The 25,147-nt window shown below is 65.3% G+C and carries 23 protein-coding genes; 15 read left to right on the forward strand and 8 right to left on the reverse strand.

Going from position 1 to position 25,147, the window contains the following annotated elements; genetic code table 11:
- Window positions 1-63: 63 nt before the first annotated feature.
- The 5 genes from ACPVPU_RS11600 to ACPVPU_RS11620 all read left to right on the forward strand — a co-directional run bounded on the left by ACPVPU_RS11600 (window position 64) and on the right by ACPVPU_RS11620 (window position 3,139).
- Complete coding sequence (locus ACPVPU_RS11600; protein WP_448658095.1) at window positions 64-474, forward strand: SufE family protein; 411 nt, start codon at window positions 64-66, stop codon at window positions 472-474.
- A 226-nt stretch (window positions 475-700) separates the two neighbouring features.
- Window positions 701-901, forward strand: coding sequence for a hypothetical protein (locus ACPVPU_RS11605; RefSeq protein WP_448658096.1), 201 nt, complete (start codon window positions 701-703; stop codon window positions 899-901).
- 95 nt (window positions 902-996) lie between these two features.
- Entirely contained in the window at window positions 997-2,220 is a 1,224-nt protein-coding gene (gene tyrS / locus ACPVPU_RS11610) for a tyrosine--tRNA ligase (protein ID WP_448658097.1), read from the forward strand.
- A gap of 108 nt (window positions 2,221-2,328) precedes the next feature.
- Complete coding sequence (locus ACPVPU_RS11615) at window positions 2,329-2,646, forward strand: PilZ domain-containing protein (protein ID WP_448658098.1); 318 nt, start codon at window positions 2,329-2,331, stop codon at window positions 2,644-2,646.
- Between the two features lie 112 nt (window positions 2,647-2,758).
- Window positions 2,759-3,139, forward strand: coding sequence for a hypothetical protein (locus ACPVPU_RS11620; RefSeq protein ID WP_448658099.1), 381 nt, complete (start codon window positions 2,759-2,761; stop codon window positions 3,137-3,139).
- 364 nt (window positions 3,140-3,503) lie between these two features.
- Here the strand turns inward: ACPVPU_RS11620 and recG are convergent, their stop codons facing one another.
- Window positions 3,504-5,567: an ATP-dependent DNA helicase RecG gene (recG, locus tag ACPVPU_RS11625; RefSeq protein ID WP_448658100.1), complete on the reverse strand. Its 2,064-nt coding sequence runs from the start codon at window positions 5,565-5,567 to the stop codon at window positions 3,504-3,506.
- Between the two features lie 414 nt (window positions 5,568-5,981).
- Here recG and ACPVPU_RS11630 point away from each other — a divergent pair, with 414 nt between their 5' ends.
- Window positions 5,982-6,248: an FAD assembly factor SdhE gene (locus tag ACPVPU_RS11630; RefSeq protein ID WP_448658101.1), complete on the forward strand. Its 267-nt coding sequence runs from the start codon at window positions 5,982-5,984 to the stop codon at window positions 6,246-6,248.
- A 124-nt stretch (window positions 6,249-6,372) separates the two neighbouring features.
- A complete protein-coding gene (gene mfd, locus ACPVPU_RS11635) occupies window positions 6,373-9,831 on the forward strand; it encodes a transcription-repair coupling factor (RefSeq protein ID WP_448658102.1) in 3,459 nt (1,152 codons plus the stop codon).
- Between the two features lie 20 nt (window positions 9,832-9,851).
- Here the strand turns inward: mfd and ACPVPU_RS11640 are convergent, their stop codons facing one another.
- Together ACPVPU_RS11640 and ACPVPU_RS11645 are read right to left on the reverse strand one after the other, a co-directional pair.
- A complete protein-coding gene (locus ACPVPU_RS11640) occupies window positions 9,852-10,412 on the reverse strand; it encodes a fasciclin domain-containing protein (RefSeq protein WP_448658103.1) in 561 nt (186 codons plus the stop codon).
- A gap of 46 nt (window positions 10,413-10,458) precedes the next feature.
- Complete coding sequence (locus tag ACPVPU_RS11645; RefSeq protein ID WP_448658104.1) at window positions 10,459-11,499, reverse strand: hypothetical protein; 1,041 nt, start codon at window positions 11,497-11,499, stop codon at window positions 10,459-10,461.
- Window positions 11,500-11,596: 97 nt separating this feature from the next.
- Here ACPVPU_RS11645 and ACPVPU_RS11650 point away from each other — a divergent pair, with 97 nt between their 5' ends.
- From ACPVPU_RS11650 to ACPVPU_RS11675, 6 genes are all read left to right on the forward strand, one after another.
- Window positions 11,597-11,794, forward strand: a complete 198-nt coding sequence (locus ACPVPU_RS11650; protein WP_448658105.1) for a hypothetical protein — start codon at window positions 11,597-11,599, stop codon at window positions 11,792-11,794.
- A 77-nt stretch (window positions 11,795-11,871) separates the two neighbouring features.
- Window positions 11,872-12,783 (forward strand): glutaminase A, encoded by a 912-nt coding sequence (glsA, locus tag ACPVPU_RS11655; RefSeq protein WP_448658106.1) that lies wholly within the window; start codon window positions 11,872-11,874, stop codon window positions 12,781-12,783.
- 415 nt (window positions 12,784-13,198) lie between these two features.
- Window positions 13,199-14,539 (forward strand): MFS transporter, encoded by a 1,341-nt coding sequence (locus tag ACPVPU_RS11660; protein WP_448658107.1) that lies wholly within the window; start codon window positions 13,199-13,201, stop codon window positions 14,537-14,539.
- On the forward strand, window positions 14,536-15,453 hold the full coding sequence (gene cysK / locus ACPVPU_RS11665) for a cysteine synthase A (protein WP_448658108.1): 918 nt from the start codon (window positions 14,536-14,538) through the stop codon (window positions 15,451-15,453). Before ACPVPU_RS11660 ends, cysK begins: the two co-directional genes overlap by 4 nt.
- Window positions 15,454-15,574: 121 nt before the next feature.
- Window positions 15,575-15,838 (forward strand): hypothetical protein, encoded by a 264-nt coding sequence (locus tag ACPVPU_RS11670; protein ID WP_448658109.1) that lies wholly within the window; start codon window positions 15,575-15,577, stop codon window positions 15,836-15,838.
- Window positions 15,839-15,915: 77 nt separating this feature from the next.
- Window positions 15,916-17,190, forward strand: a complete 1,275-nt coding sequence (locus ACPVPU_RS11675; protein WP_448658110.1) for a cell wall hydrolase — start codon at window positions 15,916-15,918, stop codon at window positions 17,188-17,190.
- On the opposite strand, the gene ACPVPU_RS11680 is transcribed toward ACPVPU_RS11675, so the two are convergent.
- From ACPVPU_RS11680 to ACPVPU_RS11690, 3 genes are all read right to left on the reverse strand, one after another.
- A complete protein-coding gene (locus ACPVPU_RS11680; protein WP_448658111.1) occupies window positions 17,152-18,633 on the reverse strand; it encodes a PH domain-containing protein in 1,482 nt (493 codons plus the stop codon). The genes ACPVPU_RS11675 and ACPVPU_RS11680 overlap by 39 nt on opposite strands.
- Window positions 18,630-19,142, reverse strand: a complete 513-nt coding sequence (locus tag ACPVPU_RS11685; RefSeq protein WP_448658112.1) for a PH domain-containing protein — start codon at window positions 19,140-19,142, stop codon at window positions 18,630-18,632. The genes ACPVPU_RS11680 and ACPVPU_RS11685 overlap by 4 nt, the downstream gene beginning before the upstream one ends.
- Before the next feature lie 657 nt (window positions 19,143-19,799).
- Window positions 19,800-20,585 (reverse strand): hypothetical protein, encoded by a 786-nt coding sequence (locus ACPVPU_RS11690; RefSeq protein ID WP_448658113.1) that lies wholly within the window; start codon window positions 20,583-20,585, stop codon window positions 19,800-19,802.
- A gap of 438 nt (window positions 20,586-21,023) precedes the next feature.
- On the opposite strand from ACPVPU_RS11690, the gene ACPVPU_RS11695 reads away from it, so the two are divergent.
- Entirely contained in the window at window positions 21,024-21,584 is a 561-nt protein-coding gene (locus tag ACPVPU_RS11695) for a TIR domain-containing protein (RefSeq protein WP_448658114.1), read from the forward strand.
- Between the two features lie 49 nt (window positions 21,585-21,633).
- Entirely contained in the window at window positions 21,634-22,512 is an 879-nt protein-coding gene (locus tag ACPVPU_RS11700) for a macro domain-containing protein (RefSeq protein ID WP_448658115.1), read from the forward strand.
- Between the two features lie 396 nt (window positions 22,513-22,908).
- Here ACPVPU_RS11700 and ACPVPU_RS11705 read toward each other — a convergent pair whose 3' ends face one another.
- Complete coding sequence (locus tag ACPVPU_RS11705; RefSeq protein WP_448658116.1) at window positions 22,909-24,711, reverse strand: acyl-CoA dehydrogenase C-terminal domain-containing protein; 1,803 nt, start codon at window positions 24,709-24,711, stop codon at window positions 22,909-22,911.
- Between the two features lie 7 nt (window positions 24,712-24,718).
- Window positions 24,719-25,144: a MerR family transcriptional regulator gene (locus ACPVPU_RS11710; protein WP_448658117.1), complete on the reverse strand. Its 426-nt coding sequence runs from the start codon at window positions 25,142-25,144 to the stop codon at window positions 24,719-24,721.
- Window positions 25,145-25,147: the final 3 nt, after the last annotated feature.

Here is a 25,147-nt window from a genome sequence, read left to right on the forward strand (position 1 = left end):
CAATCGCGACCCACCCCGGCATCGGGGCTTTTGTCCGGGCGATCAACCGCTATATCGCCCCCCATGACCCAGCTTGCCGACATCGAAGCGGAATATGCGTTCCTGGAAGCCGACGACCGATATCGTCTGCTGATCGATCTTGGCCGTCAGCTCGAACCCATGCCGGATGCCCTCAAGACCGACGCCACGCTGGTGCGCGGCTGTTCGGCCAGCGTCTGGGTCTATCCCGTCGATCGCGGCGATGGCACGCTGCATTTCCTGGCCGACAGCAATGCAGCGATCACCAAGGGGGTGATCGCGCTGGTGCTCGCCACGGTTCAGGACCAGCCCGCCGCCGACATCGCGACTGCCGATATCGATGCAGCGCTGGCCCCGTTCGATCTGAAAGCGCAGCTCAGTTCCAACCGGACCCAGGGCATTCCCAACATGATCGCCCTGATTCGCGCCAGCGCTGCCCGTGTTGCAGCGCAGTAACGCTCAAGTATCCGACTGACAGCGCAAGCATCAAGTCACGCTGCCGCAAGGCAAACTGCGAAGGCCCTTTACAGCGCGAACCACCCTTGCCTAAAGCAAAAGGGGGGATGGCAAAAGTGTTCAATCGTGCTGAAAGGCTGTTGCGTACCCTATGAAACCCGGTCCTTCCTGCCCCAATTGCGGGCGGTTCATTCCTGTCACCCGAAGTTTTGCAAAGCTCGGCCGGGTGTTTATTTGCCGTAAATGCAGCGAACGACTGGTCGTCCCGCGCGGCTTTACCGCCGCGGCGATCCTGCTGGCGACGATTGCGGTCGTGCTGACCCTGTTCCTCGATCAGCGCCAGCATCTGGCCCTGGCGATCCTGGGCCTGATCGTTCTGGTGCCGCTGCTCATCTATCTGGTCACTCCGGTCCGCAAGTTTCGCTGACCAAGGGGGGCGATGCCGGCCGGACGGATCGGCGTCGCCTCCAATGACTCTGGCCCGATGACACTGGCGCTCGGCTCGGCTATGCGCGCGCCATCATGACCGAATACAGCTCCGATCTGCTCCGCCTGCTCTCGACGCGCGGCTATGTCCACCAGATGACCGACGCCGCCGCGCTCGACGCGCTGGCGACGAAACAGGTCGTGCCGGGCTATATCGGCTTCGATCCCACCGCACCGTCGCTGCACGTCGGCAGCCTGGTTCAGATCATGCTGCTGCGCCGCCTGCAACAGACGGGGCACAAGCCCATCGTCCTGATGGGCGGCGGCACCGGCAAGGTCGGCGACCCCAGCTTCAAGGACGAGGCGCGCAAGCTGATGACGGCCGAGACGATCGCCGCCAACATCGCCTCGATCAAGACCGTTTTCGAACGCTTCCTGACCTTCGGCGACGGTCCCACCGACGCGGTCATGCTCGACAATGCCGAATGGCTCGACGCGCTCGAATACCTCCCGTTCCTGCGCGATTACGGCCAGCATTTCAGCGTCAACCGGATGCTCAGCTTCGATTCAGTCAAGCTGCGGCTCGACCGGGAGCAGTCGCTCAGCTTCCTCGAATTCAACTACATGATCCTTCAGGCGTACGACTTTCTGGAGCTGTCGCGCCGGATCGGCTGCCGGCTTCAAATGGGGGGATCGGATCAGTGGGGCAACATCATCAACGGCGTGGAACTGTCCCGCCGCGTCGACGGGACCGAGGTGTATGGCATCACCACCCCGCTGATCACCACCGCCGATGGTGGCAAGATGGGCAAGACCATGTCCGGCGCGGTCTGGCTCAACGAAGACGCCCTGCCCGCCTATGACTACTGGCAGTTCTGGCGCAACACCGACGACCGCGACGTCGGCCGCTTCCTGCGCCTGTTCACCGACCTGCCGCTGGAAGAGATCGCTAGGCTGGAGGCGCTGGAGGGCGCCGAGATCAACGAAGCGAAGAAGATGCTGGCGAACGAGGCGACCGCCATGTGCCGGGGCCGCGCGGCAGCGGACGCCGCAGCCGAAACCGCGAGACGCACCTTCGAGGAAGGCAGTGCCGGCGGCTCGCTGCCGACGCTTGCCGTCAGCGGTTCGATCGCGCTGGTCGATGCTCTGGTCGGCCTTGGCTTCGCCGCATCCAAGGGTGAGGCGCGGCGGCTGATCAAGGGCGGCGGCGCCCGCGTCGACGGCGAAAAGGTGGCGGACGAGGCAGCCACGGTTGCCGTCATCGGCGAGGTGCGCATTTCGGCGGGCAAGAAGCATCACGGCCTGCTCACTGCGCAATAGCCGCAGGCGCACGGCAAGGGTTCGTTAAGTCCGTTTGTTGCCGATGCCTTCATCGTCGCCCCGCCAAGGTTGCGCGGGACGCAACCGCCTGTGGGGACAGGAAAAACGATGAGAGCCGCAACCAGCCTGGCCTATGTCGACAACCGCGCGGTGGACCGGGACGAAGTCCATTTCCGCGCCCGCGCCACCGGCCCCGGCGGCCGCCCGCTCACCCTGCTGATCGTCAACCTGTCCCCCCACGGCCTGATGGCGCGCACCGATGCCGTCATCGAACCCGGAACCGCGCTGCGCGTGCACCTGCCGGTGGTCGGCCAGGCCATGGTCGATGTCCGCTGGTCGCTCGGCGGTCGCATCGGCGGCCAGTTCGACACCCCCATCGACCGCGCCACCTATTACCAGCTCCTGGCGCAAGTGATGCGCGGCTAAGGATTTGAAGCCATCAAAGCGGCCGGTAGGCTTCCGATCCCATTGCGGGCGTTCGACGGCGCACCTACAAAACCCGTAAGGTGCCAAAGTCATCCGTGTGCGGGAGTTATATATGAGAGAATCCGAGCACGCTCATAGGCTAGGCACTGTCTCCCGCAAACAGGGTTTAACCGTTGGCGTGGGGGCAGCAGCGCTATTTATCGCGTCACTGTTCATTTGGCAGGAGCCAGTTGCGACGACCCTGTCGTTGTCATTCGTAATCGTTTGCTGCGTGTCGATAATTTGCTGGCCCCTCCGGCATGAAAAGGCGTTCTCTCCTTACATGATCAGCATTTCGATTTTGCATGTTGCAGCTTCCTTCATGATTTCACCTTATGTTGAAGGTAAGCTCACCTATCTCCTTACCCCGTTCGTTTTCCTCGACATTTTCGCTAACGTATATGCGCTGAAATGGATGATTGGCAGCCAGCTGAAAGGTCGGGCCAAAGAATAAGGCGCGGTGCGGCCCCGCCCAACTGCCGAGATGAGCATGATTTTTCGGGTCACTCTCCGAACCGCATGCTGACATTTCGTTTTCCACCCATAGTCGGTCATTCAGCCACCTTGCTCAAAGCTGCCGTTCATAACTCTCAACCGAATGTGAGTTCAGCCCAAACCCCCGCTCGTCCTGAGCCTGTCGAATGACGGATAGCCAAAACCCCGTTCATGCTGAGGAGGGGCGCAGCCCCGTCTCGAAGCACGGCCCCATAGCACTTCGAGACGCCGCTGGCGCGGTGCCTTAGTGCGAACGGACAATGTGCCATGTCAGGCAAATATCCTTCATTAAGCCTGAAGATCAGCCAGCAGGCGCTTCACCCTCACCCCGACCGCAGCAGCGCCACCGCCGCATCCCGCTCAAACAGATAGAGCGCGATCCGTGCCGCCTGCCCCCGCTCGCCCTGCAACCCGCCGTCCCGGTCGATCAGCAGCCGCGCGTCCTGATTGGCGGCGGGCAGCAATTCGGCCATTTGCTCCGGGCTGGCCAGCCGGAACGCCATCTCCCCCGATTGCCGCGTGCCCAGCAGTTCGCCCGCACCGCGCAGCCGCAAATCCTCCTCGGCGATCCGGAACCCGTCATTCGTCTCCCGCATCAGCGCCAGCCTCGCGCGCGCCGTCTCGCTCAGGGTCGAACCGCGCAACAGCAGACAGATCGACTTGCCCCCGCCCCGCCCCACGCGCCCGCGCAACTGGTGCAGCTGCGCCAGCCCGAACCGGTCGGCATGTTCGATCACGATCAGCGTTGCGTTGGGCACGTCCACGCCCACCTCGATCACGGTCGTCGCCACCAGCACGCCCGCCGCCGCCGACTGAAACCGCGCCATCTGCGTGTCCTTTTCCGGCGGCTTCATCCGGCCATGCACCAGCGCCACCGCCGCGTCGCCCAGTCGCGCCCGCAGGCTCTCCGCCCGCGCCTCCGCCGCCGCCAGGTCGGACTTCTCGCTCTCCTCGACCAGCGGGCACACCCAATAGGCCTGCCCCCCGCCCGCCAGATGCCGGGCCAGCCCCTCGACCACCTCGGCCAGTCGATCCTCGGAAACCACCCGCGTCTCGATCGGCTCGCGCCCCGGCGGCATCTCGTCCAGGCGGCTGACATCCATCTCGCCATAATTGGCTAGCGTCAGCGTGCGCGGGATCGGCGTTGCGGTCATCACCAGCAGGTGCGGTGGTCGCTGCGCCTTGGCCTGAAGCAGCATCCGCTGGGCAACGCCGAACCGATGCTGCTCGTCCACCACCACCAGGCCGAGGTCGCGGTAACTGACTGCCTCCTGAAAGATCGCATGCGTGCCGATCAGGATCTGGATCGACCCATCCGACAAGCCCATCAGCGTCGATTCGCGCACCCGCCCCTTGTCCCGCCCGGTCAGCACCGCGACAGTGACGCCGGTCGGCGCCAGCATCCGGCTCAGCGTCTCATAATGCTGCCGCGCCAGGATCTCGGTCGGGGCCAGCAGCGCGCCCTGCGCCCCCGCCTCTGCAGCGATCAGCAGCGCCATGGCTGCCACCAGCGTCTTGCCCGATCCGACATCGCCCTGCAGCAGGCGCAGCATCGGCCGGTCCTGCGCCATGTCGCCCTCGATCTCGCGGATCGTCCGCGCCTGCGCGCCCGTCGGCGCATAGGGCAGCTTCAATCGCGCCCGAAGTGCGCCATCACCCATCAGCGACTTGCCCCGCTTCGACCGCGCCTCGCCGCGCACCAAAGCCAGCGCCAGCTGGTTGGCGAACACCTCGTCATAGGCCAGCCGCTCGCGCGCCTTGGCCTCCGCCGGATCGGCATGAATGCGGCTCAATGCCTCGCGCCAGCCCGGCCAGCCGCGCGCCGCTTTCACCCCCGGCTCGATCCATTCGGGCAGCACCGGCGCTCGCGCCACCGCCTGTTCGGCAAAGCCCGCCAACCGTTTCGACGTCACCCCCTCGGACAGGGGATAGACCGCCTCGCGCTCGGCCAGCCCGTCCGCTTCCTCCAGCGGCAGCACATGATCGGGATGAATGATCTGCAATTCCTGGCCGTATGTTTCCAGCTTGCCGGACACGCGCCGCGCCTCGCCGATCGGCAACAGCTTCTTCACCCACCCGCTCGATCCGCCGAAATAGACGAGGGAGACGATATTCCCGCGCGCATCCTGCGCATGCACCCGCGTCGGCCCGCGGCCCGCGCTCACCCGGTAATCCAGCGGCACCAAAGTGATCGCGATCACCCGCCCCGCATCCGCCGCATCCAGTTCCTCGCGCGGCAGTCGGTCCACCCATCCGGTCGGCAAGTGGAACGCCATGTCCACGATCCGGCCCAGCCCCAGCCGTTCCAGCGGCTTGGCCAACTGCGGCCCAACGCCCTTCAGCACGGTGATTTCCGCGAACAATGGATTGAGGATATCGGGACGCATGACGCAGCCATAGGCCAGCCGACGGCCTGAACAAACACCCCGTGCTTATGTGCAGCCTACGCTCCTGCCCCGCCCGCGCTCTTGCGAAAGCAGGAGCCCAGAGTAACAATGCGACGTCCTCGACACTCTGGGCTCCTGCTTCCGCAGGAGCACGAAGCCGCCGGCATCTCGACAGCCCTATCCCGTCGCCCCGGCCTTGAGCCGGGGTCCAGCTATCTCCGGCCGCTGAAGAAGCGGGATCCCGGCCCAAGGCCGGGATGACGTGAAGGATGAACCTTGCCTTCACCGGATCAAACCTGCCCGTTCCGGGGAGGATTGGGCTGGCATCGGCGCGGATCCGACCCTATCTCCCACCGGCCAGCCGACGGCGCATTCCCGCGCCGCCGGTCAATCGCCTATGGAGCCTGTTCCGCCATGGACCGCGAAACCCGCCTGAAGCGCCTGAAGTTCCGTGCCTGGCATCGCGGCACCAAGGAGGCCGACCTGATGATCGGCGGGTTCTTCGACGCCGCGCACGCGGCATGGAACGATGACGAGATCGCGCTGTTCGAGGAACTGATGGAGGAACAGGATGTCGACATCATGGCCTGGGCACTCGGCGTCGCGCCCGTCCCGCCCCGTTACGCAGGCGGCATGTTCGACGCCATCCGCAAGCTCGATTTCATGAAAATCCCCGACTGATCCCCCTCTCCCCTTCAGGGGAGAGGGCCGGGGAGAGGGGGCGCGCCCCAAGCGATCCGCCCGCTGCCTCCCCCTCTCCCAACCCTCTCCACTGAAGGGGAGAGGGCTTTATGCGAGCCCCCCAATGCCCGACCTCTCGACGATCCTCCGCGCCACCCAGCCGCTCACCCTTGCGGGCGTCCCCGCCGGGTTCCTCCCGTGGCTTCTCGCCGACCTTGCGCGGGCGGCGGATGGCGGCGCGGTCTATATCGCCCCGGACGAGGCGATGATGCGCGCGGTCGCCGCCACCGCGCCCATCTTCGCGCCGGAGCTTGAGGTCATCGCCTTCCCGGCCTGGGATTGCCTGCCCTATGACCGCGCCAGCCCGACGCTGCGCGTCATGTCGGAACGGCTGGCCGCGCTGCATCAGCTGCAACAGAAACCCCGCGGCCCGCGCCTCATCGTCACCACCGCCAACGCCGCGACCCAGCGCACCCTGACCCGCTTCCGCATCCGTCAGCTCGTCGCCCGCCTCGCCTCGGGCGAGCGCATCTCTACCGACCGGCTGGTCAAGCTGCTCGCCGCCAACGGCTACAACCGGGTCGATACCGTGCATGACGCGGGCGAATTTGCGGTGCGCGGTGGCCTGGTCGATCTCTACCCCTCCGGCGCGGAACAGCCGCTCCGCCTCGATTTCTTCGGCGACGAGATCGAGACGGTGCGCACCTTCTCGACCGAAGACCAGCGCACCACCGGCCGCCTCGACGGCTTCACCCTGCTCCCCGCGTCAGAAGCCCTGCTGGACGAGGACAGCGTCAAGCGCTTCCGTGCGGGCTATCGCGAGCGCTTCGGCGCGACCGCCACCGGCGATCCGCTCTATCAGGCGATCAGCGACGGCCGCCGCCTGGCCGGCATGGAGCATTGGTTGCCGCTGTTCGAGGAAAAGCTCGAAACCCTGTTCGACCATCTGCCCGACGATGCGGTGGTGGTCCGCGACCCCGGCGTCCCCGCCGCCGCCGAACAGCGGATCGAGGCGGTGAACGACTATTTCGCCAATCGCGAGCGCGCCCAGTCCAAGGATCCGGGCAGCTACCGCCCCCTCGCCCCCGCCTCGCTCTATGTCATGGCCAAGGAATGGGCCGAACTGACCGCCAAGGCCAAGGCGCATCTGGCGACCCCCTTCCATGAACCCGACAGCGCCACCGCGCTCGACTTCGGCGTCGACAGCGCCCGCGATTTCGCCCCCGAACGCGCCGGGGGACAGAATGTCTATGAGGCGGTGGTCGCCCACCTCGACGCCCTGCGGAAATCGGGCAAGCGCCCAATCCTCGCCAGCTATTCCGAGGGTGCGCGCGAACGGCTGAAGGGGCTGCTCGCCGACCATGGCCTTACGCAAATCACCCTGGTCGACAGCTGGCAGGAGGCGATGGGCGCGTCGAACAAGGCGGTCGCGCTGATCGTCCTGCCGCTCGACCATGGCTATACCACGCCCGACGTTGCCGTCCTCACCGAACAGGACATGCTCGGCGACCGCCTCGTCCGCCGCCGCAAGCGCAAGAAATCGACCGACGCCTTCCTGAACGAACTGGCGACGCTCACCCCCGGCGATCTGGTCGTCCATGTCGATCACGGCATCGGCCGGTACGAGGGGCTGATGCAGATCCCGGTGCAAAAGGCACCGCACGACTGCGTCGCATTGAGCTATGCGGGCGGCGACAAGCTCTACGTGCCGGTAGAAAATCTCGAGGTCCTCTCCCGCTTCGGGGCCAGCGAAGAGGGTGCGACGCTCGACAAACTGGGCGGCGAGGCGTGGCAGCGGCGCAAGTCGCGGATGAAGGAGCGCATCCGCGAGATCGCGGGTGAGCTGATCGCCACCGCCGCCAAGCGCGCGCTCCGCCCGGCCGAGGTGATGCAGCCCGATCCCGGCGGCTATCCCGCCTTTGTCGATCGCTTCCCCTATGAAGAAACCGACGATCAGGACCGCGCCATTTCCGAAGTCATCGACGATCTCGGCGCGGGCCGCCCGATGGACCGCCTCGTCGTCGGCGATGTCGGCTTCGGCAAGACCGAGGTTGCACTTCGCGCCGCATTCGTCGCGGCGATGGCCGGGATGCAGGTCGCGGTCATCTGTCCCACCACGCTCCTCGCCCGCCAGCATTACCAGAACTTCAAGGCCCGCTTCGAAGGCTTCCCGATCGAGATCGGCCGCCTCTCCCGCCTCGTCGGCACCGCCGAGGCAAAGGCGACCAAGGAGGGGCTGGCGAACGGCCAGATCGACCTCGTCGTCGGCACCCACGCGCTGCTGGCCAAGGGGATCGAGTTCAAGCGCCTGGGCCTGGTCATCGTGGACGAAGAACAGCGGTTCGGCGTGACCCACAAGGAACGGCTGAAGGCACTGAAGACCGACGTCCATGTCCTCACCCTCACCGCCACGCCGATCCCGCGCACGCTGCAGATGGCGATGTCGGGCCTGCGCGAACTCTCGGTCATCCAGACGCCGCCGGTCGACCGCCTGGCGGTGCGCACCTATGTCATGCCCTGGGATCCGGTCGTGGTGCGCGAGGCGCTGCTGCGCGAGCATTATCGCGGCGGCCAGGCCTATTTCGTCACTCCGCGCATCGCCGACCTGCCGGAGATCGAGGAGTATCTGCGCACCGACGTCCCCGAAATCCGCTACATCGTCGCGCACGGCCAGATGGCGCCTAGCGAGGTCGAGGAACGGATGAGCGACTTCTACGACCGCAAGGCGGACCTGCTCGTTTCCACCACCATCGTGGAAAGCGGCCTCGACATCCCCAGCGCCAACACGCTCATCATCAACCGCGCCGACAAGTTCGGCCTGGCCCAGCTCTATCAGCTACGCGGCCGCGTCGGCCGGGCCAAGACGCGCGCCTATGCCTATTTCACCACCCCGCCAGAGCGGATGATGACCGAGACCGCCGAAAAGCGGCTGAAGGTGCTGTCCGACCTGGAGGGGCTGGGCGCGGGGTTCCAGCTTGCCAGCCACGATCTCGACATTCGCGGCGCGGGCAATCTGCTCGGCGACGAACAGTCCGGTCATATCCGCGAAGTCGGGTACGAACTCTATCAGTCGATGCTGGAGGAGGCGATCCTCGATGCCCGCGCCGGGGGCCTCCGCGACGACCGGCCGCGCGATTTTTCACCCCAGATCAATGTCGATGCGCCGATCATGATCCCCGAGGACTATGTCCCCGATCTCGACCTGCGCATGGGTCTCTATCGCCGCCTGAACGAGGTGGAGGACAAGGCCGGCATCGAAAGCTTCGCCGCCGAACTGATCGACCGCTTCGGCAAGCTGCCCGACGCGACCGACAATCTGCTCAAGCTGATCGAGGCCAAGCTCAACGCGAAAAAGGCCTGCGTCGCCAAGCTGGACGTGGGGCCAAAGGGCGCGCTCGTCACCTTCCACGACGACAAGTTCCCGAACGTCGACGGCCTGCTCGCCTATGTCGACAAGCTGAAGGACGTGGCCAAGCTGCGCCCCGACATGAAACTCGTCATCACCCGCGCCTGGGGCAGCCCCGAGCAACGCCTGAACGGCGCGCTGCAACTGTCTAGGGGCCTGGCCAAGGCGGCGGGGTGATCCCGCCCCGGCTCGTTCCTTCAGGCGGCGGGCGGCGGGATGATCCGATCGATGCGATAGACCACGCCGTTGCGCGTGCGGATCGGCTCGCCGACGATGCGGGCGGCTTCCTCGCCTTCGCCAATCAGGATGGCGTCGCCGTCCTTGCGCAGCGACAGCGCCGATCCGGACACGCTGGCCAGCTTCGCGGTCCCGCCGTCCTTGGCCAGTCCCTGATCCAGATCGTCGCGTGAGATATAGCCCGTGGCAACATGTGCGCGAAGCAGCGACACGAGCTGCGGCCGCCCCGCCTCAGCCTCCAGCGCCGTCCGCTGTTCGGCGGGCAGCGCCGTGAACGCGGTATCGACGGGCACGAACACCGTATAGGATCCTACTCCGTTGAACGTGCGCTCCAGCCCAGCGGACTTCATCAGCGCTGCGGCTGTCTTCAGGTCCGCCGTCTCTGCGATCACCTCGTACAGCGTGTCGTCGGTCACCGAAGCTTCGGCGGCGGCGTTGCCGTCCACCCCCGCCTCGTTTCCGCCGCACGCCGACAGCGCCAGTCCGATCGCCAGTGCGCCGGCCAGTCCAAGCCTGTTCATCCTCATCCCCTTTCCCAGAATCATTGCCTGCCGTGTCGACGGGCGATCAGAGCAACAGCTCGATGGCCTGCTGGATCAGCAGAGTCGTCGGGTCGATCTCGTAGACATAGCCATCGCTGTACCGATACATCGCGTCGGTGCCGTCGACGTAGCGGTCGCGGTACTGCGGCGGCACGTTATAGAAATCATATCCCGGCGGCATCGGCTGTCCCACCGCCCATTCGTTGCCGGTCAACAGCGCCGCGATCCCGTCGATCGCGCCGGAAGACGGATTGACGCCCAAGATCGCGCCATCGGCATAACGATAGTCGAGCCCGTCGTCATAGCCGTAATAGCTGTCGTAATATTGCGGCACGTCGTAATCGACATAGCTTTGCGGCCACGCATTGCCGCCGAACAGTGCCCCGCCCAGCAGCGGCAGGAACCCGACGACAAGGCTTGTCTGCGGATTTACCCGATACAGATATCCGTCCGAATAACGGTAATCGTACCGCCGATCGTCGCGCCACGATCCCCAGTTGCCGTACCAGTTGTCATAGCGCTGGGAGTTGCCCCACAACTTCTTGGCCTGACCGGGCGGCAGGCATCCGTTGTTCTTCTTGGCCAGTCCCGGCGGGCACCCGTCGATCACAACGGTGCGTCCGTCATACCAGCGGCCATTGTCGGCATAGCGGACGCGCTCGACGGGATTGCGAACGACGCGGACATCCCGGACGTCGCGCCGGTCCGGGCCGCGCTCGACAAAGACCGGACCCCGGTCGAGCCGACCCTGCCCCGGGGGACCGCGATCGATCCGCACCACGTCCTTGCCGGGCCGGTTGTCCCGCCCGTTGCCGCGATCGTTGCGGTCCGGGCCGCCACGCCTGTCGATGCCCGACGGGCCGCGCTCGGCGACCCTGGGCGGCCCGCCGCGATCCGGCTTGGCGCCGTTGCCCTTGCCAGGCCCGCCATTGCCCTTGGCCGGCCCGCCCGCTTTGGCCGGACCTTGCCCGCCGCCATTGCCCTGTCCATTGCCTTTGCCCTGCGCCAGGGCGGGCGATCCGACGACCAGCATCGCGGTCGCGGCAAGCAGCGCCAGTCTACGCATCATACACTCCTTCACGGTTCGCGGGTCAAACGTCGATCGGACCGAAAGCGTTCCAATCGAAGGGAACGGTCCACGGTGCGCGGTCAAGCGCCGCGAGGTGGCCAGTGAACTGATCATGGATGCAAAGGCGGTCGATCTGGAACGCGCCGAGGTGATGCGCGAAATGCAGCTGAAGCGGCTGGGAAACCGTATCGTCGCCGATTACATTGCCGCTGTCGCGCCGGGATCGCCGAACGACATCATCGACGTGCAGAAGTCGGATAGCGTTCCCGTGGCGAGTATGCCCCGGCGCTGATAGGCAAGGGATGCGCCCTGCGCCGATTGCCCCGAAGGACGACCGGATCGCATCCCCCCGCCGGTCGTTACGCACCGATGCAGATCGAACCCATTCTGGCCGACATCGTCGCCGAAATTGAAGCCGATGCCGCCGAGATCGAGGCAGCGGCCGACCGCAAGAACCCCGACGCAGTGCCCGGCCCCATCGGCATCGCGGTCGCCACGCCCGATCATGTCCACAGCGCCGGGGCCTTTGATCGGCGCTTTCCGATCCAGTCCATATCCAAGGTGTTCGCGCTCGACCTGGCGCTTCGCCAGCACGGGGATGCGGTGTTCAAGCGCGTGGGCCGCGAACCGTCGGGTGATCCCTTCAATTCGGTTATCGATCTGGAGCGTACCTGCGGCATCCCCCGCAACCCGTTCATCAATGCAGGCGCGCTGGTCGTCTGCGACCTGCTTGCCGAACAGGCGGGTGAAGCAAACCCGGTCGAAACACTGATCCGCGATAGCGTGGGCGATCTGCCAGTCGATTTGAACGAGGATGTGCTGGCCAGCGACGGCGACCTCAACCGCGCGATGCTCAGCTTCATGAAGCATCACGGCAATGTTGAACAGCCGATCGACGCCGTGCTCGACCTCTATGCCCGGCAATGCGCGCTGTCGCTCGACTGTCGCGGGCTTGCCATATCGGGCCGGTTCCTCGCGCATACCCGCTTGGCATCGGATGACAAGGACGCCTTCAAGCGCGCGTGCCAGAACCGGATGGTGCTGGCCCTGATGATGACCTGCGGCCATTATGACGGCTCCGGCGACTTTGCCGTCCGGGTCGGCCTGCCTGCCAAGAGCGGGGTCGGCGGCGGCATCCTGGCCATTGCGCCGGAGATCGCCTCCATCGCCGTCTGGTCGCCCAATCTCGATCAGCATGGCAACTCGATCCTCGGCGTGCGCACGTTGGAGATGCTCGGCCACCGCACCGGTTGGTCGGTCTTCGGTCCGCCCCGCGATTGACCGGCGGCGCTGTCCTACAGGCGCAGCACCCGGTACGGTGAGCGGTTCCCGCTTTTTCCCATGGTCGATCCCTGCTGACGCATTGTCTGATAGCCCCGACAAGGCTGACACCTTCGCCCGCGTTCCGCGTACCCTTGTCAACTGTCACGCCCCAGAACAGCTGACACCCTCACCCTTCCCACCGCCTGTCGGCGGCGGGCCCCTTCCCTCTCCCGCATGCAGGAGAGGGAGGGAGCGCCGTCAGGCGCGGAAGGGTGAGGGTGTTCTCTCTCCGTCACCTGTCAACCGGCTCTGAAAAACCGATCCATTTCGTCAAAACTGTCAACCGCTCCGTCAACGCCGAAACCCGCGCTTCCCCCGTCCCAAGCATTCGCCCATTGCCCTTGCCCGCTCCCCCGCCCTACGGACGCCGCCGATGACCAAGCCGCCGCATCCCTTCACGCTGCACAACTTCCGGGCCTATTGGCTGGCCCGCCTGTCGGGGACGCTGGCACAGATGGCGATGGTGATCGTCATCGGCTGGCAGGTCTATGACATCGCTAGGCAGACGATGGGGGTGCGCGAAAGCGCCTTCTATCTCGGCCTGATCGGCGTCGCCCAGTTCCTGCCGCTGCTCGTCCTCTCGCTGGTTGCGGGCTGGATCGCAGACCGCGTGGACCGGCGGCTGATCGCCCGCGCCGCCCTGATCCTTGAGGCAGGATGCGCTGCCATGCTCGCCTGGTTGACCTATAGCGGAGACATCGGCCTGCCCGCGCTGTTCACGGTCGCGGCGCTGCTCGGCGTCGCCCGCGCCTTTGCCGGGCCTGCTCTGGGCGCGCTCGCCCCCAATCTGGTGCCCGCCGCCGTCCTGCCCACCGCCATCGCCATGAGCAGCGTGTCCTGGCAATCGGGCGCGGTGCTCGGACCCGCACTTGGCGGCTATCTCTATGCCGCCGATGCAGGATTGCCCTATGCGGTATCCGCCGGGCTGTTCACGCTGTCGGTGGTGATGCTCAGCCTCGTCCGCCCGATCAATGCCCAGGGGCGGCCGTCGGGCGGCAACCCATGGCAACAGATGGTCGAGGGGCTGACCTATGTCCGGCGCAACCGGCTCGTGTTCGGGGCGATCTCGCTCGATCTGTTCGCCGTCCTTTTCGGCGGAGTCACCGCGCTGCTCCCCGTCTATGCCCGCGACATCCTGATGGTCGGCTCCGAAGGGCTGGGGCATCTGCGGGGCGCGCCGTCGCTGGGCGCTGTGATCGTCGCCATCGGCTTTTCGCTTCGGCCGCTCAAGGATCATGTGGGGCAAAAGATGCTGTGGGCCGTCGCCACTTTCGGCGCGATGACCGCAGTGTTCGGCATCGCTGGGCCGCTATTCTACCTGGCCATGGGACCGGCCGGCGTGGGCAGCGATTTCGCTCCCGGCGTCGCCCTGTCGCTGCTGGCGCTGGTGGTGCTGGGCGGCGCGGACATGTTTTCGGTCTATGTCCGCCAGTCGCTGATCCAGCTGTCGACGCCCGATGCGATGCGGGGCCGGGTGGGCGCGGTCGCCACCCTGTTCGTCAGCGGCTCGAACGAGTTGGGCGAGGCCCGCGCCGGTTTCTTCGCCGCTGCCATCGGCCCCATCGCCGCCACGGCGGTCGGCGGGGTACTGGCGGTGGCGATCACAGGTTTATGGGCCTATATCTTTCCTGAATTGCGCCGGGCGCGGAACTTCGAGACCGTGGAGACGCTGGAATTCCCGCCCATAGAACCGCCAAAGGAGAAGGCCCAATGAAGGCTCAGTCGATCCTGGACACCATCGGCAACACGCCGCACATCCGCGTATCCCGGCTGTTCCCGGATGCAGAGGTGTGGATCAAGTCCGAACGGTCGAACCCCGGCGGATCGATCAAGGACCGCATCGCGCTGGCGATGATCGAGGCGGCGGAGGCATCGGGCCGGCTTCAGCCCGGCGGCACCATCATCGAGCCGACCAGCGGCAATACCGGCGTCGGCCTGGCAATGGTCGCGGCGGTGAAAGGCTACAAGCTGGTGCTCGTCATGCCCGAAAGCATGAGCCTCGAGCGCCGCCGCCTCATGCTCGCCTATGGCGCGACCTTCGACCTGACGCCCCGGGAAAAGGGGATGAAGGGCGCGATCGCCCGCGCCGAGGAACTGGCGGCGGAAACGCCGGGTGCCTGGATTCCGCAGCAGTTCGAAAACCCTGCGAATATCGACGTCCATGTCCGCACCACGTCGCAGGAAATCCTGGCCGACTTCGCCGACGCGCCGCTCGATGCGATCATCACCGGGGTCGGCACCGGCGGGCACATCACCGGGGTCGCAGAAACGTTGAAGCATCATTGGCCGGACCTCAAGGTCTATGCGGTCGAACCCGCCGCCTCACCGGTGATTTCGGGCGGACAGCCTGCCCCGCATCCCATCCAGGGCATCGGCGCGGGCTTCATTCCCGGCAACCTCCATACCCAGTCGATCGACGGGGTGGTGACGGTGGACGCCGCCGACGCCAAGGAAATGGCGCGCAAGGCCGCTCGGACCGAGGGGATGCTGGTCGGCATCAGCTCCGGCGCGACGCTCGCTGCCATCGCGCAAAAGCTGCCGGAACTGCCCGCCGGATCGCGGGTGCTCGGCTTCAACTACGATACGGGCGAGCGCTATCTGTCCGTGCCCGATTTTCTACCGGAATAACGCTTCCCCCACTCGCAGAGGGTCAGGGCATCTGATATTCCACACGCTCATGTGGGGTCGCAGCCGCCAAAACAGATTCGGGTTCGGAAAATGGACGGGGGCAGTCTTTGCCGTCGCCCTGTTGGCCGGTGCCAGCATGGCACTGGGCGACGGCGATCGCTGGCCGCCATCCGCCAGCGCCGCAGGAGCGGGCGATATGGACCGTTCGGTCAATCGCCGCCTGTCGGGTGCCGCCTGGATGCTGGGCGACGCACCGGTCGTCCCGGCATCCTGTCCGGCGGCGGCGGCGCGGCGGTCCGGCGAATGCAATGGCGATCGTCAGTGCCTGGCCGGCGTCGACCGTCAGCAGTCGCTGTGCGAGGCTGCCGGGCTGTGGCGTGATTGACCGCGGCCAGGGTCGGGACAGCTGACAACGGACAAGGCGATGGACAGCGCCCCCTTCCATCCGCATTGGGGGCCGCGATGAATGGCCGCTCGCCCGCTCATGACGATCCGCTGATCCGCCGGCGTCCCGCCATGCTGGCACTGCTGGCATTGGCGCTGATCCTCGTCCCGGCGCTGCTGGTCGCACTGACCCGCCATGGATCCGTCGCATCCCCCTCTACGGCCGCTGCGGCCAATGGAAACGTCGTGCCGCCAACGGTGTTGCCGCAGGTCGAACCGGTGGTGCTACGTCCGGTGGAGGTCGCGGATGCCGTGCGCATCAATGCCGCCATCCCCTTTTCTACCGCCCCCAATCCGGCGGCCGCCCCGTTCGCCTTTGCCGGCAGCGATGCCGACCGGGAACGGGCCATCGCCTGCCTGGCCGCCGCCGTCCTGTACGAAGCGGGCGAGGACCTGGAGGCGCAGCAATCGGTGGCTCAGGTGGTGCTCAACCGCGTGCGCCACCCCGCCTTTCCTGATACGGTTTGCGGCGTGGTGTTTCAGGGGTCGGAACGCAGCACCGGATGCCAGTTCACCTTTACCTGCGACGGTGCGCTCCAGCGGCGCTATTCGGACGGGCTGTGGGCGCAGGCACGGGAAGTCGCTGCCATGGCGATCAACGGCTTTGTATATGCCCCCGTCGGCCACGCCACCCATTACCACACCAACTGGGTCGTCCCCTATTGGTCGTCCAGCCTGGACAAGATCGTCGAGGTGAAGACGCACCTGTTCTTCCGCTGGACCGGATGGTGGGGCACGCCCCGCGCCTTCACGGACCGGGCGACGGGCATCGAACCCATCTATCGCGAGCTGGCATCCTATTCGCCGCTGCATGCGCCGATCAGTGCTGACCTGTCGCTGCCCGGCGATGAGGCGCTGGCAGGCGGCGTAGTAGCCGCGATGGCGGAATCGAGCCTGCCCCGAGCGGTGGAGGCAGAGCGCAACAGCTTTATCACCGCCATCGATCCGTCGGTGCCGGCCGACGAACTGCCGCTGCTGGCGGCGCGCGCCTGTGGCAGCCGTGCCTATTGCAAGTTTCTGGGCTGGACCGACGCGGCCAAGGTGCCGGCCGGCGGCACCGGCAGCCTGCCGCTCGATTCCCCGGCCCTCAGGACCATGTCGTTCAGCTATCTGCGCGATCGCGGGCGTCGGTTTGAAAAGGCCCTGTGGAATTGCGACGAGTTTCCCCGTTCCGCCCCCCAGGAATGCATGCAGCGCCGCGTGGTGCGTGCCGGTGCACGACCCGCGCCTGCCCCGCCCGCCGACGGTCCTGCCTCACCCCAGCCGCAGCCCGGGATCGCGCCCGACGGTTGAACCCGGGTCGATCGCCGATCGCAGCGCCATCATCAGGGTGGTCGCATCGGCCAAGGGCAGATCGCGCACCACAACCGCCGATGCCAGGCTGGCCCCCGCGGTATCGCAGACAAGCGTCGCCACGCCCAGCCGCCGCGCCAGCCAGCCGCGCGACAGCGTCACCGTCTGGACATGCGCCGCCGGAACGATCCACGCCCGACGGCGCAGCACGCCCCGCGTGATCCGGAGCGTGCCTGCATCCAGCGCATAACGATGATGCCGCCGCTGCAGCCACCCCAGCCAGACCGGACCGACGAGCAGCACCCCCAGCGGCCAAAGCCAGGGCTGGACCACCATCAGGCCGACAAAGCCGATCAGCGGTAGCGTGCTATAGCCGACCATTGCCCGGATGCTATGCGCAAAGGCCACGGGAACCAGCACCGGGTCACCCCATGGCGGCAATCCGGCGACGTCGAGGATACGGGTGGTTTCCTCCGCCCGGGCGAGCGGAGCCAGATCCTGAAGCCCGCCGGGATCGTCGCTGCCGCCCAGCATCTGGACAGCGAGCGATTGCCAGCCGAACAGTCGGGCGATGCGGCCGTGGCGGATCAGGGCGAGCTGGATGCGGGCGTTGGCGATCACCACTTCCGTCCGGGTGGTCAGGCCGCGGACCCGGCGGAACCGGCCGTCGGCGGCGGTCAGGGTAAAGCCATGTTCCTTGAACAGGGTGCGGACCAGGCCGCTGATCACCCCGATCGCCGCCGCCAGCAGGGCAAGCAGCGCGATCAGCAGCGGAGAGATGCTGTCGCGGACCTGTTCGCCGCCCTGGCGGATCACTTCCCGGTAATTGACCTGCTCGAAATCGATGAAGTTGTCGAGGAACTGAAGGCCGCCCAGCGCAACCGCGATCCAGACCAGGGAAAAGCGGAACAGGCCAAGCGTCAGCACGCGGCGCATCGACATGGCGAAGACCGGCGTCGCCGCCACCGGGGCCGCATCGTCGGCGGCCGCCATCGACTGGACCCCGCCCCCGCCCCGGCGGAGCAGGGCGCGCAGCCGGTCCGCCTCGGCCATGGACACGCTGTCCAGCAGCCCTTCATTCTTGTCCCCGCCCGCCGTTTCGATGCGGACCAGCGCCAGGCCGAACAGCCGGGCAAGCGGTTTCTGTTCGGTCGAGACGTCCTGGATGCGCTCCAGCGGGATGGACCGGCGGCTCTTGTTCAGCACCCCGTCGGCGATCACCAGCTCGTCCTCGCCGATCCGGTAGGTGAATGCCTGCCATTTCAGCCAGGCGAAGAAGCCGATCACCGCAAGCATCGCCACCGGCAGCAACAGCAGGGCAAAGGCCCCGCCCTTGGACAGCGCGGCATAAAGCGCGGGCAGCGCGAGCAGCGTCTGGGGCAGGTCGCGCAGCGCCCGGATCAGGATCGTCGCCGGATGCGTCCGGCGGGGGGCTTCATTCACCGGGCCGATCCGATGCTGTGGCGGATCGAATCGCGGATTTCCTCGGCCCGTTCCCGGGTGATGCCGGGCAGCGAGACGGTGGAATTGGCGGTTCCGGCCGTGTGCAGCACCAGGGTCGATACCCCGCACATCCGCTCCACCGGCCCCTGCGTCACGTCGATATGCTGGACGCGGGAGACGGGGACGATGGTGTGCGACCGGGTGAGCCAGCCCGATGCGACGTGCAGTTCGGTGCCCGTGAACGCCTGACCCCACCAGCGCCAGCGGCGCGGCGCGCCCGGCCCGACGCTGTACAGCGCCCAGACCAGGATGAGCCCCGGCAACAGGCCGAAGGGCGGCAGGCCGGTCGCTTCCCGCAGGCCATCGAACGCGAACCAGTCAAGCGCGCTCGCCCCGACGAGCGCGGGCAGCGCGGACAGCGCCGACTGGATCCGCATGACAGTGATCTGTCCGCGTTCGAGCGGGGCGAGCGGGACGAGTTCGAGCGAAGCCGGAGTGGGATGGGTCATGCCCGCCGATCATGCACTGCGGCAGCGGGCGGCTCAAGCGGCGATCAGGGCGGCGGTGGGGCGGTGGGGGTGGAAGGCACGTAGGGGGAAGAACCCTCACCCTTCCCACCGCTTTGTGGCGGGCGCCTTCCGGCGCCGGGTGGACCGTGCCCCGCACGGTCCAGTCCCTGCCGGGGGCAGGGACGACCCGGCACCCCCGCAAGCGGGAGAGGGAGCGTTGGCTTGGCCGCTAACCGTAAAGATTGCCTCTCCCCCTCACCCTTCCCACTCGCTGGCGCGAGCGGGCCCCTTCCCTCTCCCGCAAGGGGAGAGGGAGGGTTGTCCGCTGCGGCGCTTGCCGCCAGTTCGGCGCGCACCGTGGCGGTTTCGACCGCGAGTTCGGCGAACCAGGCGTCGCGCTCCGATTCCCCGGCGCGCACAAGGGGGACGAGCAAGGCGGCGTCATTATCCTCCAGCGCCTGTGTCTCCGCGTCGGTCAATTGCCGCTCATAATCGGGATCGCCCGGCGTCCCGGTCGCTTCGCCGTCGAAATCGGACGGCGGGGGGAAGCGGGTGCGCCATTCATGCTCGTCTTCGCACCACCAGACCGGGTCGCCCGCCAAGGGCGTGGCGAACGGTTGACAGTTTTGACGAAACGGATCGGTTTCCGGGGCCGCGTCAGCTGTCAACGGATCGGGCGCGAGCGCGATCAGGCCCGCCGCCTCTGCCCGCAGCCATTGATCCGCCGTCCAGTCGGCGCGGGCGGCGGGATCGAGATCGGCGACGGGCACGGCCGCGGCGGCATCCGTCCGGGTGCGCAGCCAGCGATCGGCGCGGGCGAGCGTGCGCACCCCCTCCAGCGCGTCGGGCGCGGCGACCCCGGCGGCGCCGATGCGCGCGGCGACGAACAGGGCGGCGCGACCGGGCGCGGCATGATCCCGAACCAGATCGAGATATTGTTCGAAATCGGCGGCGGCCAGGCGGGCGGCGGCATCCTCCCCCCCCCGCCGTCGCCGCCGGACGCTGAGCGGCGCGGGGCGACCCGGTGGCTAGCGCGGCATCGGCACGGCGATCGAGCCGGACGAGCATCCGATACGCCAGGGCATTGTCGTAGCGGTGGCGGGTGGTCATCGCGCCGTCATCATGGGTGACGGTTTCGCGCACGCCGTTGAAGGCGCGGTCCATCAGCGTATCGGCCAGCGCATCGCGCGACCGGAGCATCGCCGCCCGCCACCCCAGCGCAAAGGCCGCGCCCCGCGCACTGTCCCGCAGGGCATAGGCGCTTTGCCGCGTCAGGCCGACCATCGCGCAGGCGCGGGTGACGCTGACCCCATGGGCGATGGCGATCAGGAATTGCCGCTGCCGATCGGCGGTCCAGCCATCGGTGTTGCGGCTGTCATCGAGCGGGGCGGGCGGATGGAAGGCGGGCGCGACGTCAGCCGGGGTGACGGAGGAAGTGTCCATCGGGGTCGGTCCTCATGCAGGTGCAGGGGACCGGACAGATATGCTGGATTGGGGGGTGTAGGACAGGGGGAAGGACACAGACATCTCCCGGCTTTCAGGTGCTGGAAAGCCAGGTCAATAGAGACGCCATTCCCAAATATGTGTCTGCAATGTGGGCCTCTTAGCCAGCTTTTGCGCTTCTGTGCCTCGAAGCTGGAATGACTATTTATAGCATTAGCGGTCGTTTAGAGTTCGAAGCGCCCCTGCTGGAGAGCGTCGATATTATTGCCGCTAGGTCGGCACTGGGCATATCCCATAACCGCATGTTTTCAAATTTGGACCACGGCTCTGAGAAAGGCATAGGCCGCGTAGAGTTAAGCACCGTGATCAAAAAGGGGAATTGTTATCCCACCGAAACGTATGTAGTGGAGAAGTGCATATTGAACAAGGAGGATCACATTGGCGCGCAGCGGAAATTACTGTGCATTTTATGTCGCGGAACCATTTAATGCTGGGGCTTTGGGAGCGCATGCGACCAAAGATTTCTGCTACTACAACCTTCTTCGTTCATGGAAGGGTGCGGACCCAACCTTCCCGTTCAACGATTCGCACGCGCTAACTTACAACGTCCGCGACGGGAGCCACTGGGAACTTACGTTGAAGCCGAGGCTCAGGGAGCGGTTGCGTTCTTCGAAGAATTTGATCTTGTTCCTCAGCTCAAGCACGGTCAATTCTCGGGCATTGCGGGAGGAGATAGACTACGCCATCAACGATCAAGGTCTTCCATTAATCGTGGTCTATCCGGAATTTAAAACGAAGGAGAGCATCCTATCCAACGGATCGCTCAATCAGTCGGTTAAAAATCTCTGGTCGACGATTCCGGTACTAAGAGACTCGATTGAAAAAGTCCCGAGCCTACATGTGCCGATGGTCAAATCATTGATCTTTTCGGCTTTAGATGATGCTGATTTCAAGCTGGCAACGAAAATAAAGGAAGGCATTTTTCATTTTAGGCCATAGTTTAGGCCAATTTAATGCAGCCGTCTAACATTTAGCGAGCTAATGATTTATGAAGTATTTCCTGAAGTCAATTGCGACACTTTCTTTTTGGAAATACGCTATATTTTCAGGTGACGCGATAGCAAAGATTTTTGCATTTGTCGGCTTCCAATATGCTATCATGGATATGGCTGACTTTTTCAGTATATATACCAAAGATAAGTATAGTAGATTCGCTATCATTGTGATGTTTATAATTGCGATTGTTTGGGTGGCAATACGCAGGCGGCCAATTACTAGGTTTTCATACAGACTTCCGGGGAAGGACTTTTCTATAGAGGTAAGGATCGGCGATCTATTTGAAGGCGACAACGACGTGTTGGTAAGCACGAACACAACCTTCGATACTGACATGGCGGGCGGTCTGATTGATACTGACAGCATCCAAGGGCAAGTCGCCACCCGCTTTTTCAACGCGAACACGATGGAGATTGATCGTCAGCTTGCACTGGATCTTGCTTCCGTCCAAGGCACGCAGCGTCCGAACGCCCCCGGCAAGCAGATCGAGTATCCCATTGGCACTGTCGCTAGGGTTAAGAGTCACAACCGCACCTTCTATTTTGTAGCGATGTCGAAGCTCAACGCTCAAGGTACGGCACGCTCAGAGCCCCGGGACATCGACGTTGCGCTTGAGGAGGCGTGGTCGTTCATCAAAAGCCATGGTAGTGTCAGAGATCTTTCGATCCCGCTCATGGGCACTGGGCGTGGCCGGACCAGCATCCCGCGAAAAAAGATGGTGGAGCGGATCGCCCAATCCTTCACGGACGGTTCGACCAATCAGGTCTTCTGCAACCGCCTACGCATTTTCATCCGACCGCAGGACGCGGAAAGCTTTTCGGTCAACCTCTATCAAATTCGCGACTACCTCGTTCAGGGTCTCCACACTTGACGATAGTCGTGGGGTAGCTGAAGCTACAAAGGAGAACCCTGGCCAACCCACAAGATCATTACCCATCATTTTCTTCTATCTGCCCAGCGGAAACCCAATTCACAAGTCTTACGGGAACGTGACCTAACGGTCAGTACGCTGCAGAACAGACGTTTACGATCGGCGCAAATTTGATATTCTGAGGCGTCAGCCGCATCGATTTTCAACGATGGCTTTCGACAATAGCGGCAGTCGACATACTGCCTGCGAAGGTCTCTAAAATCACGCAGCCAGTCAGTCAGTGTCGGCGACATCTAAGATGAATATAGGGCCTGTTTCGGCATTATTCCCGAACCGTTCAACGACGAGAATTGGCACACAAGCTGCCGCCAATTCATACGGCCCAGCCCCTCCCCCTCACGCCGCCAAAAACATCTCCGGTGGCAGGGCCATCAGGCTCTCCGCGCCGCCCTCGATCTTCCGCCGCAACGCGCCCGCATCCGGCATGATGCGTTCGGCGTAGAAGCGCGCCGTCACCAGCTTGGCCTCGAGGAACGCGCGGTCCCCCTCCCCGGCCTCGAGCAGTTCGGCCGCCGCCTTGGCCATGCGCAGCCACATCAGGCCGACCGCGACGATGCCCATGATGTGCATGTAATGATGCGCGCCGGCGCCGACCTGGTTCGGGTCCTTCATCCCGTTCTGCACGAACCACAGGGTCGCCGCCTGTAGCTGGCCCAGCGCCTTTTCCAGATGGCCGGCGAAATCGGCGGTGGCGGGGACGGCCTTTGCCGCCGCGACCTCTTCGCCCACCAGCTTGAAGAAGGCCTGCACCGCGCGGCCACCATTCTGCGCGAGCTTGCGCCCGACCAGGTCCATCGCCTGAACCCCGTTGGTCCCTTCATAGATCATGGCGATGCGGGCATCGCGGACATATTGTTCCATGCCCCATTCGGCGATGTAGCCATGGCCGCCATAGACCTGTTGCGCGTTGGTGGCGATGTCATAGCCCTTGTCGGTGCCGTATCCCTTGATGACGGGGGTCAGCAGGCTGATGATGTCGTCGGCCTGTTGCCGCTCCTCCTCGGTCGCGGCGTGATGGGCCAGATCGACCTGGAGCGCGCCCCACAGGCAGAGCGCACGCAGCCCCTCGGTCAGGGCCTTTGCCTCCATCAGCATCCGGCGGACATCGGGATGGACGAACAGGGTGTCGGCCTTTTCGTTGGGATCGGCGGCGCCGGTGAGCGCGCGACCCTGACGCCGGTCGCGGGCGTAGTTGGCCGCGTTCTGGTACGCCGTCTCCGCGACACCCAGCCCCTGAAGCCCGACGCCCAGGCGTGCGGCGTTCATCATGATGAACATGGCGGCCAGGCCCTTATTCTCCTCGCCGACCAGCCAGCCGGTGGCGCCGTCATAGTTCATCACGCAGGTGGAATTGGCGTGGATGCCCATCTTGTGCTCGATCGAGCCGCAGGTGACCGCGTTGCGCTCGCCCAGCGAGCCGTCGTCATTGACCATGAATTTCGGCACGACGAATAGGCTGATCCCCTTCGAGCTGTCCGGCGCGCCGGGGGTCTTTGCCAGGACGAGGTGGATGATGTTGCTGGTCAGGTCATGCTCGCCGGACGAGATGAAGATCTTGGTGCCGGAGATGCTGTAGCTGCCGTCGGCGTTTGGCTCGGCGCGGGTCTTGATGAGGCCGAGATCGGTGCCGCAATGCGGCTCCGTCAGGTTCATGGTGCCGCCCCATTCGCCGGAGACCATGTTGGGCACATACTTCGCCTTCTGCTCCTGCGACCCCTTGGCCAGCAATGCGGCGATCGCGCCGTGGGTGAGGCCGGGATACATGGCGAAGGCCATGTTGGCGGAGATCATATATTCCTCGAACGCGGTGGCGACGACATGGGGCATACCCTGTCCTCCAAATTCCTCCGGCGCGGAGAGGGTGGACCAGCCGCTTTCGGTGAACTGGGCATAGGCTTCCTTGAAGCCGTCGGGGGTGGTGACGCTGCCGTCGGGGTGGCGGGTGCAGCCCTGCTGGTCGCCGGAGAGGTTGAGGGGGAAAAGGACTTCGGCGACGAACTTGCCGCCTTCTTCCAGCACCGCGTCGACGACATCGCCGGTCGCGGCGGTGAAGCCGGGCAGGTTGGTATAGCGGTCGAGGCCGATCACGGCGTTCAGGATGAAGCGCGTGTCGCGCACGGGGGGCGTATAGCTCGGCATGGCAATCCTACTCCTGGATCGGGTTCTGTTCTAGATAGTCGACGAACTGGTTGAGCTCGGCAATGGCGGCGTCGATGTCGCGTTTCTGCGCCTGGAGCAGCGCCACGCGGTCGCGGCAGCGGGCGATGGTCACCTTGCGCTGGACCTGCCGCCCCTCGCCCACGTCATACAGGTCGATCATCTCGCGGATCTCGCCCAGGCTGAAGCCGACGCGCTTGCCGCGCAGGATCCAGGCGAGCCGGGCGCGGTCGCGGTGCGAATAGATGCGGGTCAGGCCGCGCCGCTCGGGCGAGATCAGCCCCTCATCCTCGTAGAAGCGCAGCGCGCGGGCGGTGACGTCGAATTCGGCGCACAGGTCCGCGATGCTGAACTGATCGCGGTCGGGGCGAGGATCGATCGGGGCGAAGCTTGCCAGAGCGGGAATCGTTGCCATACC

The organism is Sphingomonas paludis, from assembly GCF_053502515.1.